The 17,613-nt window shown below is 66.8% G+C and carries 15 protein-coding genes; 8 read left to right on the forward strand and 7 right to left on the reverse strand.

Annotation, left to right across the window (positions count from 1 at the left end; genetic code table 11):
- Positions 1-114: 114 nt before the first annotated feature.
- The gene (gene allB / locus CAL26_RS13475) at positions 115-1,479 is read left to right on the forward strand and encodes an allantoinase AllB (RefSeq protein WP_094847416.1); all 1,365 of its coding nucleotides are present in this window, start codon (positions 115-117) and stop codon (positions 1,477-1,479) included.
- Positions 1,472-2,896 carry an MmgE/PrpD family protein gene (locus tag CAL26_RS13480; RefSeq protein ID WP_094847417.1) on the forward strand — a complete coding sequence of 475 codons (1,425 nt, stop codon included), beginning with the start codon at positions 1,472-1,474 and terminating at the stop codon, positions 2,894-2,896. Before allB ends, CAL26_RS13480 begins: the two co-directional genes overlap by 8 nt.
- Here CAL26_RS13480 and CAL26_RS13485 read toward each other — a convergent pair.
- The 6 genes from CAL26_RS13485 to CAL26_RS13510 all read right to left on the reverse strand — a co-directional run bounded on the left by CAL26_RS13485 (position 2,893) and on the right by CAL26_RS13510 (position 10,086).
- Entirely contained in the window at positions 2,893-4,227 is a 1,335-nt protein-coding gene (locus CAL26_RS13485) for a sulfatase family protein (RefSeq protein ID WP_094847418.1), read from the reverse strand. The two genes, CAL26_RS13480 and CAL26_RS13485, sit on opposite strands and share 4 nt — an antisense overlap.
- Before the next feature lie 6 nt (positions 4,228-4,233).
- A complete protein-coding gene (locus tag CAL26_RS13490; protein ID WP_143277427.1) occupies positions 4,234-5,193 on the reverse strand; it encodes a Bug family tripartite tricarboxylate transporter substrate binding protein in 960 nt (319 codons plus the stop codon).
- A gap of 41 nt (positions 5,194-5,234) precedes the next feature.
- Positions 5,235-6,563 (reverse strand): arylsulfatase, encoded by a 1,329-nt coding sequence (locus tag CAL26_RS13495; protein WP_256988408.1) that lies wholly within the window; start codon positions 6,561-6,563, stop codon positions 5,235-5,237.
- A 184-nt stretch (positions 6,564-6,747) separates the two neighbouring features.
- Positions 6,748-7,659: an NAD(P)-dependent oxidoreductase gene (locus CAL26_RS13500; protein ID WP_094847420.1), complete on the reverse strand. Its 912-nt coding sequence runs from the start codon at positions 7,657-7,659 to the stop codon at positions 6,748-6,750.
- Positions 7,660-7,725: 66 nt separating this feature from the next.
- Positions 7,726-9,033, reverse strand: coding sequence for a cation:dicarboxylate symporter family transporter (locus CAL26_RS13505; RefSeq protein ID WP_094847421.1), 1,308 nt, complete (start codon positions 9,031-9,033; stop codon positions 7,726-7,728).
- A gap of 39 nt (positions 9,034-9,072) precedes the next feature.
- On the reverse strand, positions 9,073-10,086 hold the full coding sequence (locus CAL26_RS13510) for a Bug family tripartite tricarboxylate transporter substrate binding protein (RefSeq protein WP_256988409.1): 1,014 nt from the start codon (positions 10,084-10,086) through the stop codon (positions 9,073-9,075).
- Positions 10,087-10,202: 116 nt separating this feature from the next.
- Between CAL26_RS13510 and CAL26_RS13515 the strand changes: the two genes are divergently transcribed.
- Both CAL26_RS13515 and CAL26_RS13520 read left to right on the forward strand, forming a co-directional pair.
- Positions 10,203-11,480: a LysR family transcriptional regulator gene (locus tag CAL26_RS13515; protein WP_094847423.1), complete on the forward strand. Its 1,278-nt coding sequence runs from the start codon at positions 10,203-10,205 to the stop codon at positions 11,478-11,480.
- Positions 11,477-12,352 carry an amidohydrolase family protein gene (locus tag CAL26_RS13520; protein ID WP_094847424.1) on the forward strand — a complete coding sequence of 292 codons (876 nt, stop codon included), beginning with the start codon at positions 11,477-11,479 and terminating at the stop codon, positions 12,350-12,352. The genes CAL26_RS13515 and CAL26_RS13520 overlap by 4 nt, the downstream gene beginning before the upstream one ends.
- Positions 12,353-12,432: 80 nt before the next feature.
- Here the strand turns inward: CAL26_RS13520 and CAL26_RS13525 are convergent, their stop codons facing one another.
- Complete coding sequence (locus tag CAL26_RS13525) at positions 12,433-13,224, reverse strand: GntR family transcriptional regulator (RefSeq protein WP_094847425.1); 792 nt, start codon at positions 13,222-13,224, stop codon at positions 12,433-12,435.
- A gap of 216 nt (positions 13,225-13,440) precedes the next feature.
- On the opposite strand from CAL26_RS13525, the gene CAL26_RS13530 reads away from it, so the two are divergent.
- From CAL26_RS13530 to CAL26_RS13545, 4 genes are all read left to right on the forward strand, one after another.
- On the forward strand, positions 13,441-14,067 hold the full coding sequence (locus CAL26_RS13530; protein ID WP_179283356.1) for a cadmium resistance transporter: 627 nt from the start codon (positions 13,441-13,443) through the stop codon (positions 14,065-14,067).
- Between the two features lie 238 nt (positions 14,068-14,305).
- Positions 14,306-15,748 (forward strand): ABC transporter substrate-binding protein, encoded by a 1,443-nt coding sequence (locus tag CAL26_RS13535; RefSeq protein ID WP_094849859.1) that lies wholly within the window; start codon positions 14,306-14,308, stop codon positions 15,746-15,748.
- Position 15,749: 1 nt separating this feature from the next.
- Positions 15,750-16,730, forward strand: coding sequence for an ABC transporter permease (locus CAL26_RS13540; protein WP_218831552.1), 981 nt, complete (start codon positions 15,750-15,752; stop codon positions 16,728-16,730).
- Positions 16,727-17,587, forward strand: coding sequence for an ABC transporter ATP-binding protein (locus tag CAL26_RS13545; protein WP_094847427.1), 861 nt, complete (start codon positions 16,727-16,729; stop codon positions 17,585-17,587). The genes CAL26_RS13540 and CAL26_RS13545 overlap by 4 nt, the downstream gene beginning before the upstream one ends.
- The last annotated feature ends 26 nt before the right edge of the window (positions 17,588-17,613 follow it).

Consider the following 17,613-nt stretch of genomic DNA (forward strand, 5'->3'; position numbering starts at 1 on the left):
CCTCGATGATGCCCGGATCGCGCCGGTCTCACCGGATGCGACAGGAACAGTTCGGAAGCTTATAGAGCACGCCATGTCGAAAGTAAATCCACATTCACACCAGGAGACCGCGCCATGGTGGATCTGATCATCGCGGGTGGCCATGCTGTCATCGGCGACGCGGTCGTGCAGGCCGACATCGCCATCGACGCGGGGCGCATCGTCGCGATCGGCGCATTGACCGGGCTGCCCGGCGCGCGCAGGGTCATCGATGCCGAAGGCCTGCACGTGCTGCCCGGCGCCATCGATTGCCACGTGCATTTCCGCGACCCGGGCTCGACCTACAAGGAAAACTGGCGGACGGGGTCGAGCGCCGCCGCGGCCGGCGGCGTGACGACCGTGATGGACATGCCCAATACGGATCCGCCCACCGCCAATCGCGAGGCGCTGGTGCGCAAGCGCGAGCGGGCGGCGGCCTTGTCCCTGGTCGATTGGGGCCTGTACGGCGTGCTCGACAGCAGCAGCCTGCCGCATCTGGAGGCCCTGGTCGAAGACGGCATCGCCGGCTTCAAGTGCTTCATGACGGAGAACACCGGCGACCTGGAGTCGCCGGACGACGGCGTGGTCTACGAAGGCCTGGAGCGCCTGGCCCGGCTGGGCGTGCGCTGCTCCGTCCACGCCGAGAATGCCGCCATCATGCAGCATCGCCGGCGCCAGTTCATCGAAGCGGGGCGCACCGACGCCCGCGCGCACGAGGAGTCTCGCCCCGAGGTCTGCGAGATCGAGGCGATCGGGCGCGTTACGGCGCTCGCCCAAGCGGCGTGCGCGGCTGTGCACATCGCCCACGTGAGCTCCGCCGGCGGCGTGCAGGCCATACGGCATGCACTGGCGCAGGGCGTCGACATGACGGCGGAGACCTGTCCGCACTACCTGCTGTTCGGCCTGCCCGAGATCGACAGCCTGTCCGGGATGGTCAGGGTCAATCCTCCCATACGGGGCGGCGCGCACGCCGACGCGTTGTGGGCCGCGCTGCTGGACGGCACCATAGGCATGATCGCCACCGACCATGCGCCGCATACCGAGGAAGAAAAACGCAACCCGGATATCTGGCAATGCTGCCGCGGCATGATAGGGCTGGAAACGCAGATGCCCGTCATGCTGACCGAATCGCAGCGCGGCCGGATGAGCTTGCCGGCATACGTGCGCTGGAGCGCGCTGGCCCCGGCGCTTGCCTGGGGGCTTTATCCGCGCAAAGGGCACATCGGCGTCGGCGCCGATGCGGACTTCGCCATCGTCGATATGGAAGGCGCGTATCGGATCGACCAGTCCGCGCTGCATTCGCTGAACCGCATTTCGCCCTGGCACGGGCGTTTCGTCACGGCGCGGCCGGTGCACACCCTGGTGCGCGGGAACGTGGTGATGTGGGACCGGCGCGTGGTCGGCGAGCCGGGATGGGGCAGGGGGATCGCCCCCGACTGGCGCAGGTCGTCCCATGGATGAAGCCGGCTGCGCGATGCGTCGACTCTGCCAGTGGGCGTCCGCCACCAGGCCGGATGCCGTTCCGGCCGACGTGGCAGAGCGCGTCGCCATGGTCGCCGCCGATACGATCGCCTGCGCGTTGGGCGCGGCGGACGATGCGGAGCTACAGGCCTGGACTCGCGATGCCGGAGGCGGCGTGTCCACGGGCGGGATGTCCGCCGTTGCAGTACCTACCAGCGATGCGCGCAAGGCTGGTTACTCCCTGCGCGCCTGCACCGTCCTCGGCCAGCCGGACCTGCGCCTGCCGCCGGCCAGCGCCGCCGCGCGCAACGCCATCGCCGCCAACTGGATGCAGCTGGACGAAGGGCATCATCACCTGATGTGCCACGCTGGCATCTATTGCGTCCCGGCGGCGCTGGCCGAATGCGAAGCCGCCCACCATGACCTGGGGCTCTTCCTGCACGCCATCGCCCTGGGCTACGAAGTGACCTGCCGCCTGGCCCGCGCCTGGACCTTCGGCGCCGCCCCCGTCCATCCGCATGCCTTGTGGAGCGGGCTGGGCGCGACCGCCACGGTCGGCATCCTGCGCGGGCTGGACGGCGATACCCTGCACCAGGCGTTGCTGCATGCCGCCACGCTGGCCGCGCCACGGCCCTTCGCCATCGTGGCCGATGGCGGCCTCGCCGCCAATCTCTGGGTCGGTGCCGGGGTTGAACATGCGTTCACGTGCGTCGCCTGGGCGCAAGGCGGGCTGCCCGCGCCCGATCATGCCCTGGCGCGCCTGGGTGACATGCTGCATGTACACGCCGATACCTCGGCATACACGGCCGACCTGGGCGACGCCTGGGCCATCCGCCAAAACTATTTCAAGGTGCTGCCCTGCGCCGGCCAGAGCCATGCCTCGCTGGAAGCTCTGATGGAAGTCCGCGCGAAAGTATTGGCGCGCGCATCGGGCGCGTGCGACGAATCGGTCCATATCGACGCCGAGGTCCACGACTTCGCGGTCGGCATGGACCAGCGCGACGTCCGGACCAGCCTGGCGGCGCGCTTTTCCATCCCCCATCTGCTTGCCGTCGCCTGGCTGCATGGCAGGACCGACGCCGACGCACTGGGCGCCGGCTTCCTGCGCGATGCGAGCGTGGCCCGTCTGCGCCATGCCATACGGCTGCGCCCGCTGCGGCCGGCGCTACCGCCGCCGCATCACCGAGCGGCACGGGTGACGGTGACGCTGCGCGACGGGTCGTCGATCCAGGCCGACTGCCCGGCCCCGCTGGGCAGCCAGGCACGGCCGCTCACGGCGGCGGACGTGGGCAGGAAGTGCGCCGAGCTGCCGCGCGGACATCATGTCGCCTTGCTGGATGCGTTATTGCGTCCTGATCGGGCCAGTCACGCCGCACGCGCCATGACGATACGAAGCCTGGTGCAATCCGACGGCTAGAACGTCGCCTGCGGCAATTGCCGCTTGTCGAACACCAGGTGCGCCTGCGCGTCCTCCGGAATGGGCGGCAGGCTGGCGTCCCACGCCCGCCACGCCTCCATCAGTTCCGCCAGCTTGCCCGGTTCCCGATCGCGCAGGTTGGCCCGCTCCCGTTCATCCCTGGACAGGTCGAACAGGTAGGGGATCCCTTCCACCTGGAGAAACTTCCAGTTGCCGCGGATCAGGGCACGTTGGTCACGATGCTTCATTCGCCAGCAAAGATCGCGCTGGACGGCCGGCGCGTGCCCGCGTAGCGCTGGCAGCAGCGATACGCCGTCCAGCGGGTAGCCTGGCGCCGCGCCCACGCCGGCGGCATCCAGGAAGGTCGCGGTCCAGTCCATGGTCATGTGCGGCAGGTCGCTGAGCTCGCCACGGGGCAGGCCATTCGGCCAGCTCGCCAGTACCGGCACCCGTATGCCGCCTTCCAGCAGGTCCATCTTCTGGCCCACGAAGGGCCAGTTGTTGGAAAAACGTTCGCCCCCGTTGTCGCTGGTGAAGACGATGAAGGTGTCGTCCAGGACGCCTTTCTTTTCCAGGGCGGCAACGATCCAGCCTATGCCTTCGTCCATGTGATGGATCATGCGCTGATAGGTGCGTATCGAGCCGCCGTCCAGGTGCTTGCCTATGCCGGCGATGCGCCGGGATTCGTCGGCGTCCTCGCGGGTCAGCCATGGCCAGTGCGGCGCGCTGTAGTGCAGGCTCAGGCAGAATGGCCGCGCGTCATCCGCGGCGTCGATGTAGTCGCAGGCGCGCCGGCTCAGCAGGTCGGTCAGATAGCCCTCGCGTTCGATGGGCTGGTCGTTCTCCCACAGGTCGGGCCGGCCGCGCGGATCGCAATGGGCGAAGTAATCGGATCCGCCTGCGTGGAAGCCGAAGAAATAGTCGTATCCGGATTTCGTGGGCCCGAAGAGCGGCGGCGGCCCCAGGTGCCATTTACCGATCAATGCGGTGTCGTATCCCGCCGCGCCCAGCAGGGAAGGGAATGTCGGATGCTCCGGCGGCAGTCCTAGCACCTTGTCGTCCCGCATGACCGTGGGCAGGGGCTCTTCGGCGCCGCCGCGCAGCCGGTACTGCCACCTGCCGGTGATCAGCGCGAAACGGGTGGGCGAGCAGACGGCGGAATTCGAATAGCCGCGCGTGAAGCGCACGCCGCGTTGCGCAAGCCGGTCCAGGTTCGGCGAAATATTGGCCGGCCTGTTGCGTTCGTCCATGGCGCCGGTACAGCCGAGGTCGGCATAGCCCAGGTCATCGGCCAGGATGAAAATGAAATTGGGGCGTCTGGATGGTGTCATGCCGAGCTACTGCAGGACGATGTTCGCTTTTTTGGCGATCATGCGGGATTGTTCGATGCTGGCGCGGGCGAAGGCGGTGGGATCCTGGGCGTCCTTGCCTGGGGCGTCCAGTCCGCTTGCCTTGAGCAGCGTCAGGATCTGCGGCGTTCGCAGCGCGTCGTCGACCGCCTGCCTGAATTTCAGGGTGACGGCATCCGGCGTACCGGCCGGCATTGCCGCGACGTACCACTGGGTCAGCTTGAAATCGGCGATGCCCGCTTCCTGGAAAGTCGGCACGTCGGGGAGCGAAGCGACCCGGTAGGGTGAAGTCACCGCATAGGCGATCAGCTTGCCGTCCAGCACCTGGGGCAGGACGGTGGACACGCCCAGGAAGCCCAGGTTGACCTGTCCGCCCATGACGTTGGCCAGGGCCTGGGTGCCGCCCTTGTAGGGGACATGGACCATCTGCGCGTGCAGCGCCAGGTTGAACATGGCGCCGGCGATGTGCTGGCCGGTGCCCACGCCTGAACTTGCATAGGTGTAGGTGGCGGGCGCCTTTTCGATGGCCGCCCGCAGCAGCTTGAAGTCGGCAGGGCCGTTCCTGCTCCCCACCATGACGACCGCGCCTTCGGCAAGGGTGGCGACGCCGACCAGCTTTTCGCCGATTTCCAGGCCATCGTCCTCGCGCAGGATGGGCCCGGGAACAGTGACCAGGGTGTAGCCGTCAGGCTTGGCCCTGGCCACCGCCGCGAGCGCGATCGCTCCCGCGGCGCCGGCCTTGTTTTCGACGACGATGTTCTGCTTCAGCGTCGCGCCGACCTGCTGGGCGATCGCGCGCGTGATGACGTCCACCGATCCGCCGGCGCTGAACCCCACGAGCCAGGTGATGGGTTTTTCGTCCGGCCACGCCGGCTCGGCGCGCGCCACCGCCGTGGTGGTGGCGGCCACGACCACGCTGGCATGAATCAGCATTCTGGAAAGCTTCAATTTCGACCCCTTGGATTATTTGTATCTTGGTGACGCCAGGCTCAATCTTCCTGCCCGGGCGGCGTATTCGGAAAGGCCTTCACGCTGTCGTTGAACGCCTTGACCAGTCTCAGCATCGGCCCCATGACCCAGGTATTGAACACCAGGACATCGGTTTCTTCCTTGGGATCGCGGGTGATATTGAACAGGTAAGGCGACTCCAGCTTTCCTTTGCCTTCGTTCACCTCGGGCTCCCAGTAGAAATGGAGTTTCCAGTCGCGCCATTTGACGGCGCGCAGTTCCTGCTTGATGTAGAACGGAAAACCCTCGCGCGCCGACTTGGGGTTGCCGTCCGCGCTCGTCAGGAACGATAGCTGGTCGACACCGTCGATGGGACGGTCGGTCGGGACTTCTGCGCCCGCCACCTTCGCCAGGGTGGTGAAGATATCCGTTACGTGCATGATCTCATTGCTGATCCTGCCAGGCCTGATCCTGCCCGGCCAGCGTGCGATGAAGGGCACGCGCAGGCTGCCTTCCATGGCGGTGTGGTATGTCCCGCGCCACGGCCCCGCGGTACCGCGATAAGGCGCCCGGAACTCGGGCCCGTTATCGCTGCAGAAAATGAACAGCGTGTCCTCCGCGACCCCCAGGCTATCCACCGCGTCGATGATCTGCCCGACGCGATGGTCCATTTCCATCATGGAATCGGCGAAGTCGCCGTTGCCCGACCTGCCGGCGAAGTCGGGATGGGGAAGGGTGGGGAAATGCAGGTGGATCAGGGGCAGGTACAGGAAGAACGGGACGCCGCGGCCGTGGTTGTCCTTCATGAACGCAACGGCGCGATCGACCAGGTCGGCATCGATGCCCCGGCGGGAATCCAGGTCGTAGACCTTGATCTTCTCCGATGGATTTCCCGCCTGGCCGGCCATGATGTAAGGAATGTCCGCCACGTCGGGATCGAACCCGACCGTCGAGGTGAACTGGCTTTCGTCGGTCGTGCGGGGTATGCCGAACCATTCATCGAAACCACGATCCGAGGGATAGCGTCCGGGTATATCGCCCAGGTGCCATTTGCCGTAGTGCGCGGTGGCGTAGCCCTGCTTTTTCAGCAACTGCGGCAGAGTGACTTCCCAGCGCGTCAGCCCCTGCGGAAGGCCGGGCGGCACGCTTTGCAGGCTCCCTGTCCTGATGGGATGGCGCCCTGTCATCAGCGCGGACCGGGTCGGCACGCAATCGCTTTCGACATTGAAATTCTGCAACAGCAGGCCCTGGCGGGCCAGCGCGTCGATGCGCGGCGTCGGCGCGCCACGCAGGGCGCCGCCCCCGTAGCAGCCCAATTCGCCCCAGCCGAGGTTGTCGGCCACGATCAATACGATATTCGGCGCTGCCAAGATGATTCCCGTGGATGCCATGGATACCCGGGAATATAGGAGCCCAGACGCCGTCGTTCATTCCCGCTCGTGCAGGATTCGATTCCTGACGGGAATTCTCGGGGTTAGTCCTGAAGGCTTTACCTGCCTGGCCCGTCGATGGGCGCGACCGGGCTACGCGATCGCGTGGCGAGACCGTTCGTCGTCAGCCGGCGTCCGGTCCGGCCAGCAGCTCACGCCAGCGCGGCAGTCGCCCCTTGGGATCCAGCTCGGCATGCAGGGACGCGCCTTTGCGGGCGAGCGCTTCCTGGATATCGGCGATGGAGGTGGCCAGGCCCGGATTCATGCCGATTTCCGTCAGCATCGCGGCGGCCTCCCGCATTTCCTCCGAGCGGCGTTGGCCGTGTTCCGAGACGCGGCCGATCAGGTAGGCTTCGTAGCCGTCATCCCAGCCGACGCTGGGAAAACTGGCGGCCATCGACGCCAATACGCGGTCGTCCACGCCGAAGTGGCGCGCGGCCAGCATGGACTGCACGCACATGGCCTCCATGCCCTTGATCATGATGCTGCGGCACAGCTTGATGGCGGAGGCCAGGCCGATGTCGTCGGCCACGGCTTCGCTGCGCATGCCCAATGCGTTGAGGCGCGTCGAGATGGCACGCGCCGACGGCCCGCCCAGCAACATGGGCACGCGGACGCCCTGCGGCGGAACGGGGGCCATGACCGCGGATTCGACGTAGTCGGCGCCGTGTTGCCGGATCAACACGCTGTTCTGCTGCTTGACCTTGGGAGAAACCGAATTCAGGTCGATGAAAACCTGGCCCGGCTTCATCAGGGGCGCGGCGCTGGCCGCGACGGCGCCGGCCTGGCTGGCGGTCACGGCCGAGAACACCAGCTCGGCGCCCGCCAGGCAGTCCGCCAGGGACGCCGCCACGCGGGCGCCGCTGTTCTTCGCCCGGGTGGCGATCGCCTCGCGTGTGGCAGGATTCTCCAGCTTGATGTCATGGATGGCGACAGGGCAGCCTTGCTCGGACAGGGCCTTGGCGAAGATGGGGCCGACTTCGCCGAAGCCTACGATGGCCACGGCGGGCGGGTTGTTGCGCTTGGGTTCTTGCATGCGATGTGCTCCGTTGTGTCTTGAGGGATCGCGAGTCCGCGTATCCCAAGGATGTGTCTGGGTAAATCAGGCGGGATCGCGCCCCGGCACGGCGGGACGCGGCGCGTCGCCGGTCTCGCGCATGGGTTGGCCGCGCAGGCAGGCGTCGAACTTGTTGCGATCGAACATGCCTTCCCACTTGGCCAGCACCAGCACGGCGACACTATTGCCGATGACGTTCACGGTGGACGTGGCGATCGCCAGAATGCGGTCGATGCCGAAGAGCAGGCCGACACCGCTCAGGGGCAGGGCGCGGGTGGATTGCAGCGTGGCGGTCAGCTTGACCAGCGCGCCCCCGGCCGCGCCGGCGCCGCCCTTGGACGTGACCAGCATGACGGCCAGCAGGGCCAATTGCTGCGACAGCGGCAAGGGGGTGTCGGTGGCCTGTGCGATGAAGCCGATGCCGCAGGCCATGTAAAGACAGGCGCCGTCGATGTTGAAGCTGTAGCCCGCCGGCAGCACGAAGCCGACGACCGCCTCGTCGCAGCCGGCCTGCCCGAGCTTGGAGACCAGCCTGGGAAAGGCGGCCTCGCTGGCGGCCGTGCCCATGGCGATCACGGCTTCGTCCTTGATCAACGCCAGGATGCGGAAGATCGACAATCCGGCCAGCCCCGCCACCAGTCCCAGCACCACGAAAACGAAGATCAACGCGCTGGCGTAGTAGGTCAGGATGTAGCGCAGCAGATAGAGCAGGGTGCTGCCGCCATAGCTGCCCACGGCCGAAGCCATGGCGCCGAAGGCGCCCAAGGGCGACAGGCGCATGATGAAGCCCAGCATCTTGAACACGACGGTCTGCGCTTCGCCGATCAGTTTCAGCGCGATCCAATCGGGTTTGGCGGTCAGGCTCAACGCCGTCCCGGCCAGCAGCGAGACGAACAGCACCGGCAGGATATCGCCGCTGACGAACGCGGAGACCAGCGTGTGCGGGATGATGGACAGCAGGAAGTGCGTCAGCGTGAAATCCGCCGAGGCGGCCTTGATCAGGCCCGCCGCATGCCCCGCGGACGCGTCCAGCGCGGCCGCGTGCAAACCATCGCCGGGCCGCAGGACGTTCACGACCGTGAAACCCACCAGCATGGCGATCGTGCTGACCACCTCGAAGTAGAGCAGGGTCTTGATCCCCAGCCGGCCCAGCTTGCGGAAATCCCTGATGTGCCCGATGCCATGCACCACGGTACAGAAGATGATGGGACCGAGCATCATCTTCAGCAAGGCGATGAAGGCCTCGCCCAGCGGCCGCATCTGGACCGCGCGCTGCGGGTCCAGCAGCCCGAACACGATCGCCACCGCGATCGCGATAAGGACCTGCACGTACAGCTTCTTCAGCGTCTTCACTGTCGGGCTCTCCCGGGGATGGGGCGTGGCAGGGCTGCGCTATTCCGGCTTGATGCCGGCCAGCTGGGCGGCCGCCTTGGACCGCGCGTATTCCGCGCGCAGGAACTCGGCGAAGCCGGCGGACGTCCTCTCCGACGCGGTGGCTTCTTCCATGCCCGCATCGCGCAGTTTGCCGGCCACGGCGGGCATGGCCAGGCTTGCCGCCAGCCCGCCCTGCAGGCGATCCAGTATGTCCTTGGGCGTCTTGGCCGGCGCGAGCAATCCGACGTAGCTGGAAGCGGTGAAGTCCTTGACGCCGGATTCGATCATCGTCGGGATCTCCGGCGCGATCGCCGAGCGCTGCGCCGCCGCCACCGCGAGGATGCGCACCTTGCCGGCGCGGTGCAGGGGCAGGGCGGTGGAGAGTTCCGTCATCGTGGCGTCCAGCGTGCCGCCCACCAGATCCGGTATCAGGGCGCCGCCGCCTCGATACGGTACGTGCGCCAGGTTCACGCCGGCGGCGGCGTCCAGCCGCATCAGGGTCAGATGGGTCGCGCTGCCGACGCCCGAGGTGCCGGTGTTGATGCGGCGCGTCTTGGATAGCGCAAAGAGCTCGGCCAGCGTGTGGGCCGGCAGGCTGGGCGTGACGACCAGCACGTGCGGCACGTAGCCCACCATGCCCACGGGCGCCAGGTCGCGCAGCGGGTCGTAGGGCAGATGCAGCTGGACGAAAGGGTTGACCGTCATCGGGCCATTGGAGGCCACCAGCAGGGTGTAGCCGTCGGGCGTGGCGCGAACGACCATATCGGCGCCGATGCTGCCGCCGGCGCCCGGCTTGTTCTCCACTACCGCCGACACGCCCAGTGTCTGGGTCAGCCCGGCGCTGACCACGCGCGCCGTCGTGTCGACGTTGCCGCCAGGTGCGAAAGGGACGATCAGGTGCAGGGGGCGGTCCGGAAAGCCGGCCGCGCGGGCAGCCGGCACGAGCGCGGCGGCCAGCAGGCCGGCGCCGCCCAGCGCGAACGCGCGCCGGGTCATCGACCGCTGCCTTTGGTTTTTATGGGGGGCGTCCATGATGTCTCCGATGTTGTGTTCTATTTGCGTCGAGTATCGGCTGCATGGCGAACGGACGGGTTGCCTTGTACGGCGATCGCCGTTCTAATATTTTTATTTTGGTGTTGCGGCACAGCATGGAATATCCGAATGGCGCCGATGGCGGGCTGAGCCTGCATCATCTGCACGTGTTTACGTCGGTGGCCCAGGCCGGCGGCGTGCGCCGGTCCGCCGAAGCGCTGTTCCGGGCTTCTTCGGCCGTCACCCGCGCCGTGGGCCACCTGGAGCAAAGCCTGGGCGTGGCGCTGTTCGAACGCAAGGCCACCGGCATGCTGCTGACGGCCGCCGGCGAAGCCGTGCTGGCGCGTGCCCGGCGCATCGAAGCGGAACTGGACGCCGTGCGGGACGAAGCCCTGGCGCTGCGGCGCGGGCAGGGCGCCGCGAGCAGCGTCGCGGCCACCGCGGCGCTGTTCCATACACGGCGACTGACCAGCGCGGCCATGCTCGCCGACGTGCATCACATGTCCACCGTCGCGCACGCCTGCGGGCTGACGCAGCCCGCCATCAGCGCGTCGCTCGCCAAGCTCGAAAAGAACCTGGCGCAGCGGCTGTTCCAGCGCACGGCGCGCGGCATGGTCCCCACGCCGGTGGGCGAGCGCTGGGTGATCCGCTTCAAGCGCGTATTGGCGGAGCTGCGCAACATCCAGGCGGATATGGCGGCCCTGAACGGCGCCCTGGAAGGCGTGGTGACCGTCGGCGCACTGCCGATGATCCGCACGATCGTGCTGCCGACCGCCATCGCCAACGTGCTGGCGCGCCATCCCAGGCTGCGCATCCGCACGCTGGAAAGCCCGTATGGGGACCTGTGCGCCCGGCTGCTGAGCGCCGAGGTCGACTTCATCCTGGGCGCGCTGCGGCCGCTGCACGATACTTCCCTGAGCACCCGCCTGCTGCTGCACGAGGATATCGTGCTGATCGCCCGCGCCGGGCATCCGCTGGCGCGGCGCCCTGTCGCTTTCGACGATCTCGCCCGCTACCCCTGGGTGCTATCGCGCGCTTCCACGCCGCTGCGCGACCAGCTCAACGATTTCTTCCGCCGCAAGGGGCAGCCGCTGCTGGTGGCTGCCGTGGAAACGGCGGACCTGGCGCTGCTGCGCGGTCTTCTGCTGCATTCCGACATGCTGACGGCGCTGTCGGTCCACCAATTGCACTACGAGTTCGAGGCGGGTGGCCTGGTCACACTGGATTTCGCCCTGGAAGGCATGCGGCGCGAGATCGGCGTCACCACGCGCACCGGCGCGCAGCTGTCGCCCGGCGCGCGCGAACTGCTGGACGAGATATCGCGCCTGGCCGTTACCATGGCGGTGGATGGCGCGCGTATCCCGCGCATATCGACAACAAATGAGGCGACATGAAGACCGTTCCACCCCCGCACCCCGACCCCAGCAAGCCCGCCTACGTCCTGCCGCCCGGCAGTTGCGATACCCACGTGCACGTCTATGGCCCGGTGGCGCGCTTCCCCTACGCGGCCGATCGCGCCTACGACCCGCCGGAGGCCCCCATCGAGCGCTTGCAGGCCCTGCATCGCCTGCTGGGCGTCGAGCGCGCGGTCATCGTGCAGGCAACCGTGCACGGGACCGACAACGGGGCGATGCTCGACGCCATCGCACGAGCGCCGGAGCGGTATCGCGGCGTGGCGCTGGTGGCGCCCGATGTATCCGACGAAGAACTGCGCAGGCTGCATGCCGGCGGCGTGCGCGGCCTGCGCTACAACTTCATGCCGCACCTGGGCAAGTCGGCGGACCCCGAAGAGGTGAGGGCGATGGCGGCGCGCATCGCGCCGCTGGGTTGGCACATCCAGGTCCACGTCACGGCGGCTCACCTGCCGGCGATACGCGGCTTCCTCGAATCGCTGCCGGTGCCGTTCGTCATCGACCATATGGGGCGTCCCATGGTGGAAGACGGCCTGGACCAGCCGGCCCTGGCCTGCCTGCTGGATGTGCTCGGCCATGAACGTGCGTGGGTGAAGATCAGCGGCCCGGAACGCATATCGGCGCTGCTGTCCCGGCAGGCGCAACCCTATGCCGATGCCGTGCCCTTCGTGCAGCGCATCCTGCGGGCCGCGCCCGGGCGCGTCGTCTGGGGTACGGACTGGCCGCACCCGAACGTGCGCGAAGTGCCGGACGACGGCAAGCTGGTGGACCTGCTGCCGTCGTACACGGATGACGCCGCCGTGCTGGAAAACGTCCTGGTGGCCAACCCTTCCCGTCTTTACTGGTACGACTGAAGGGATGACTGAACGTACGACTGAAGGTAGATTGAAGTTGCGCCTGAAGCCGGCGCGAAGCCGGCGCGGACCTCGGGGCCTCAGGCCTTGCGCGTGGTTTTCGCCGGGCGCTTGCGATCCAGGCGCAGGCGATACTGGAATTCGCCGCCCTTGAAATAAAGATGCTCGTAGTCGACGGGCCGCAGGGCGTCGTCATACGTCAGGCGCTCGACCCGCAGGGCCGGTTGCTCTTTTTTCATGCCGAGCGCGCGGGTGATGGCCGCCGGCGCGGGAATCGCCTCGATACCCAGGTCGGCGCTGCCCAGCGCGACGCCGCAGTCGTTCTCCAGGATAAGGAAGATGTCGCGCGTGACGAGATCCGCGCGTTGCAGTTTTCTTCCCAATGCCTCGGGCAGGAACGTGACCTCGTACGACGTGGGTTTCCGATTCAGCAGGCGCACGCGATGGATCTCGGCCACGGTGCTGCCTTCGTCCAGCGCCAGCCTGGACGCCACCTGGGCGTTGGCCGGGACGAAGTCGAAGGACACGACATGGTTCAGGATTTCCTGTTCGTCGCCCATGGCTTCCGCGAAGCCCTGCAGGGACGTAATGTTCTGGACCGCCTTGGGCTGCGACACGAACGAGCCCTTGCCATGTACCTTGAAGATCAGGCCTTCCTTCTGCAAGTCGCCCAGGGCCTGCCGGATGGTGATGCGGCTGACCTCGAACATCTCCTGCAGTTCGCTTTCGGACGGCACCCGGCTGTGCGGCGGGTACTGGCCGTTCAGGATACCCGCGCGCAGGGTGTCCTTGATCTGTTGGTAAAGCGGGACATGGGAATGTGCCCCGAGCGCGGCGTAGCTGGTCTGCGGATTCGATGGGCGGGCGGGCATACGGGGTTCTGTGCGTGCAGGCTGGACTGCGAATTGTATCCCCGCGCCTGTCCCAGGGGCGGACGGGTCCGGGGCGAGTCCGGATTATGTCATAACTTGATATGCCAACAGTCGCCCAGGTGCCGTTGACACTCACCATAACACGTCATAACATGTGTCCGATGACATGAGGACCCGGCGCGAGGCAGGGGAACATGCGTCGGTTGGGAGATGACGTTGGATACCTTGTTCGCCTTTCCGGCGGCGGCGGCAGCCGCCTATCTGTCGACGAACATCGATGGCTTCGCGCTGCTGCTGGACTTCTTTGGCAACGAACGCTATCGCGCGTCGGAGATCGCCGCGGGCCAGCTTGCCAGCGTGGGCATCCAGCTGGCGATCTCCATCGCGGTCATGAATCTCGGCGGACTCAGGGACGCGCCGTTCATCGGGCTGGCCGGGATCGTGCCGCTGGTAGCGGGGCTTCGGCGCATCGCCGCGTGGCTCGGCGACCGCGCTCCTGCGCAGGCACCGCCGCAAGCGATGCGGCAAGGCGCGCCCGACGGCGGTGTCGAACGACTCGCGCTCGTCACCACCATCGCGACCTGCGGCGCCATCGACAACGTGCTGGTGTATGCGGGGCTGTTCGTCGGACATGGCGCGGCCGACGTCGCCAGCGCATCCATCGTCTTCGCGGTCATGGCGGCATCGTCATGCGTACTGGCATTCATCGCGGCGCGGTCGCGCATGTCGCTGCCCGGACTGCGGACCGCGGCAACCCGCATTGCGCCGGTCATGACGACAGCCATCGGCGCGGCGCTGCTCATACGTTTCGGCACCTTCGGATGGATCTGGTCGTTGGCCTGACCAGATGCACCAAGCCGAAACCACCATGCACCACGCAACGCCGTGCGGCACCGTTGTGGAGCGCGAAATAGCAAGTTGAGCCGGGCAGCATCGGTGGATCAAGGGGAAGTCGGATTGGCACGGGTTTTGCATGACTGAACAGTGCTTGTACTGACGAGTTATATCCACTGATGTTGTCCCTGTCCGACATGGGCGGCGCATCGCACCGTTCATGCCGATCAATCACCAAGGTTGCGTCATGAGAATCAGAGATTGGATCGACCATGCGTCACGCAGTGCTTTACCCCTGGCCGCGGCGGCGGTGCTGATGTGCGCGGGCGCCGCACATGCGGAAACCATCGAGATCGGCATCGGAACGCAGGACACGACGACCAATACGGTCACCGGCGGCGTCGTCCTAAAGCAGCTGAACCTGCTGGACAAATTCTTGCCTCGCACTGGCAAGTACAAGGACGTTACCTACAAGGTGACCTGGCAGAACGCGACGTCCGGACCGCCCATCACCAACGGCATGGTCGCCGGCAACCTACAGATCGGCATGATGGGGGACTACCCGCTGCTGGTGAACGGCGCCACCGGCCATGCGACCGGCAACGATACCGAACTGGTCGCGGTGATCGCCTATAACGCGCACGGTGGCGGCAACGGCCTGGTCGTGCCGAAGGATTCTCCCTACTACGATCTCGAGGACCTGAAAGGCAAGCGCGTCTCGGTGCCGTTCGGCTCGGCCGCGCACGGCATGCTGCTGGCCGCCCTGCAGAGCCGCCACCTGCCGCCCGACTACTTCGCGCTGGCCAACCAGTCCCCGGAAGTCGGCAGCACCAGCATCCAGGAACATCGCATCGACGGCCATGCGGACTTCGTGCCGTTCGCGGAATTGCTGCCGTTTCGCGGCTATGCGCGCAAGATCTTCGATGGCGTGGAGACGGGCCAGCCGACGTTCCACGGGGTGGTCGTGCGCAAGGACTTCGGCCAGAAGTATCCGGAAGTCGTCGTCGCCTACATCAAGGCCTTGATGGCGGCCAACGATTGGATGCGGCAGAACCCCGAGCAGGCGGCCGAACGCATCCAGTCGTGGACGAAGGTGGACAAGGAAGTGGTCTACATGTTCCTCGGCCCCGGTGGCATCCACACCCTGGACCCGACCATCAAGCCGAAATGGGTGGACGCGCTGAAGCAGGACTACGCCGTGCTCAAGAAGCTGAATATGGTGAAGGACCTGGACATCGACAAATGGGTCAATGATTCCTTCGTGCGGCAGGCCTTCAAGGAGTCGGGCCTGGATTACGACAAACAACTGGCCAGTTTCGACAATTACGCGGTGCGGGGCAGGGACCCGGTGTGCGATACCGACGTCACCGACCCATCGCAGGCGGGCCAGATCTGGGTGCAGGGCGTATCCATCGTCTCGTTCAGTACGGCCGCGTGCACCTTGCGCGGCGTGAACCAGTATCGCGCCCAGGGCAAGAAGCTGGACGCGGTGTACCTGACCGACCGGGCGCTGGGGATCAAGGTCTTCGCCAACGACGCCTTCTACACGCAGGGCGCGAACGATGCGGGCCAGCCGCTCATCGAGGCCTATCTGCTCAAGCGCGACGCGGAGGCCAGCGCACGGAAATCGCACGCCAAGGTCATCGGCTACGAGCAGGCGCTGCAAGCGGTAAGCGCGGGGGGGAACTGAGATGGCGCACTCCTTCGACATGAATGTCCGCGACGCCCGCGACGACATCGGTTCGTCGGCCAGTCCGGCACTGTCTTCGCGCATGCCATCCGAGTCGCGGCCATCGGAGCCGCGACCTGCCGGCCAGGCCGGCGTTCAGTCGCCGGCCGCCGGGCCCCGCGAGCGCCGCCGCGCGGCGCCGGCCGTCGCGGCCAGGGCGCGCGCGATCGCCGTCAGGCTGGTGCTGCCGGCCGTGTCCATCGGGATCCTGCTGCTGGTGTGGTACCTGGGCACGCGCTACCGCGTGGAGTTCTATGTGCGGTTCAAGAATGTCCCGACGCCCATGGATGTCCTGCGGGAAGCCACGAACGTGGTGGGGACGAACGCATACGCGGTCAACGTCCTGAACAGCCTGCGGCGCATCCTGGTGGGATTCGTGGTCGCGCTGGTGTTCGGCGTCGGCTTGGGCTTGCTGATCGGCCGCTATGGCGCCGTCCGGCGGCTCTTCATGCCCGGGCTGGAAGTGCTGCGGCCCATCCCGGCGATCGCCTGGGTGCCCATGTCCATCATGCTGTGGCCGACGACCGAATCCTCCATCGCGTTCATCACCTTCATCGGCGCTTTCTACCCGATCCTGCTGAACACGGTGGACGGCGTGGAGTCGCTCGACGGCGTATTGCTGCGCGCCGGCCGGTGCCTGGGCGCCAGCGAAGCCAGGCTGTTCTGGTACGTGATCCTGCCCGGCGTCATGCCGAACATCTTCACCGGCCTGGCCGTGGGCATGGGCGTGGCCTGGGTCTCGCTGATCGCCGCGGAGATGATCTCCGGCCAGTACGGCGTGGGCTACTACACATGGGAAGCCTATTCGCTCGTCAACTACCCAGCCATCGTGCTCGGCATGATCACCATCGGCGCGCTGGGCCTGCTGTGCAGCGGCGCGATCCGGCTGATCGGACGGGCCTTGATGCCGTGGCTTGCATACGCCAAGGGGGCCCGCAAATGAACCAGCCGGACAAGGGCAGTATCGAGTGCCGCGACATCGCCGTGGTCTTCGGATCGGGAGACGCACAGACCGAAGCCGTCCGCGATGTGTCGCTGACGGTCGCCCCGCACGAGTTCGTGTCGCTGATCGGCCCCTCGGGATGCGGCAAGTCCACGTTGCTGAGCATCGTCGCCGGCTTTACCCAGCCCACCCGCGGCACCGCCACGCTGGACGGCGTCAGGATCAGGAAGCCAGGCGCGGAGCGCGGGGTGGTGTTCCAGCAGTATTCGCTGTTCCCCTGGCTGCGCGTGCGCCAGAACGTGGAGTTCGGCCTGAAGATGGCCGGCGTGCACCGCAGCCGCCGCGAGGCCACGGCGCGGACGCTGCTGGGCCTGGCAGGCTTGCTGGCGTTCGAGAACCACTACCCGGACCAGCTGTCGGGCGGCATGAAGCAGCGCATCGGCATCGTGCGCGCCCTGGCGGCCAACCCGCGGGTGTTGCTCATGGACGAGCCGTTCGGCGCGCTGGACACGCAGACGCGCACCGTCATGCAGGAAATCCTCACCAATATGTGGCAGCGATTCCGCCTGTCCGTGCTGTTCATCACGCACGACATCGAGGAAGCCGTCTTCCTGTCCGACCGCATCTACGTGATGACGGCGCGGCCGGGCCGCATCAAGGCGGAGATCGCCGTTCTCCTGCCGCGGCCGCGCACGGCCGAGATGTTCGACACGCCCGAGTTCGTCGGGCTGGTGCATCGGCTCAAGGGCTTGATACGCGAGGAATCGCTGGCCGCGATGGGACCCGAACTGAAAGCGGGCGGCATCGAAGGCTTCAGCATGGAGATGGGCCCGAACGGCGTCAACGAGATGCTGTAGGCCGCGCGTCCGGAATGAACCAGTTT

Source organism: Bordetella genomosp. 9, from assembly GCF_002261425.1.
Classification (GTDB): Bacteria; Pseudomonadota; Gammaproteobacteria; order Burkholderiales; family Burkholderiaceae_B; genus Bordetella_C.

Coding starts and splice junctions, on each gene's coding strand:
- CAL26_RS13520 (WP_094847424.1), top strand. CDS start 11,477: ATGAAGACCGTTCCACCCCCGCACCCCGACCCCAGCAAGCCCGCCTAC.
- CAL26_RS13500 (WP_094847420.1), bottom strand. CDS start 7,659: ATGCAAGAACCCAAGCGCAACAACCCGCCCGCCGTGGCCATCGTAGGC.
- CAL26_RS13525 (WP_094847425.1), bottom strand. CDS start 13,224: ATGCCCGCCCGCCCATCGAATCCGCAGACCAGCTACGCCGCGCTCGGG.
- allB (WP_094847416.1), top strand. CDS start 115: ATGGTGGATCTGATCATCGCGGGTGGCCATGCTGTCATCGGCGACGCG.
- CAL26_RS13480 (WP_094847417.1), top strand. CDS start 1,472: ATGGATGAAGCCGGCTGCGCGATGCGTCGACTCTGCCAGTGGGCGTCC.
- CAL26_RS13515 (WP_094847423.1), top strand. CDS start 10,203: ATGGAATATCCGAATGGCGCCGATGGCGGGCTGAGCCTGCATCATCTG.
- CAL26_RS13545 (WP_094847427.1), top strand. CDS start 16,727: ATGAACCAGCCGGACAAGGGCAGTATCGAGTGCCGCGACATCGCCGTG.
- CAL26_RS13535 (WP_094849859.1), top strand. CDS start 14,306: ATGAGAATCAGAGATTGGATCGACCATGCGTCACGCAGTGCTTTACCC.
- CAL26_RS13485 (WP_094847418.1), bottom strand. CDS start 4,227: ATGACACCATCCAGACGCCCCAATTTCATTTTCATCCTGGCCGATGAC.
- CAL26_RS13510 (WP_256988409.1), bottom strand. CDS start 10,086: ATGGACGCCCCCCATAAAAACCAAAGGCAGCGGTCGATGACCCGGCGC.
- CAL26_RS13540 (WP_218831552.1), top strand. CDS start 15,750: ATGGCGCACTCCTTCGACATGAATGTCCGCGACGCCCGCGACGACATC.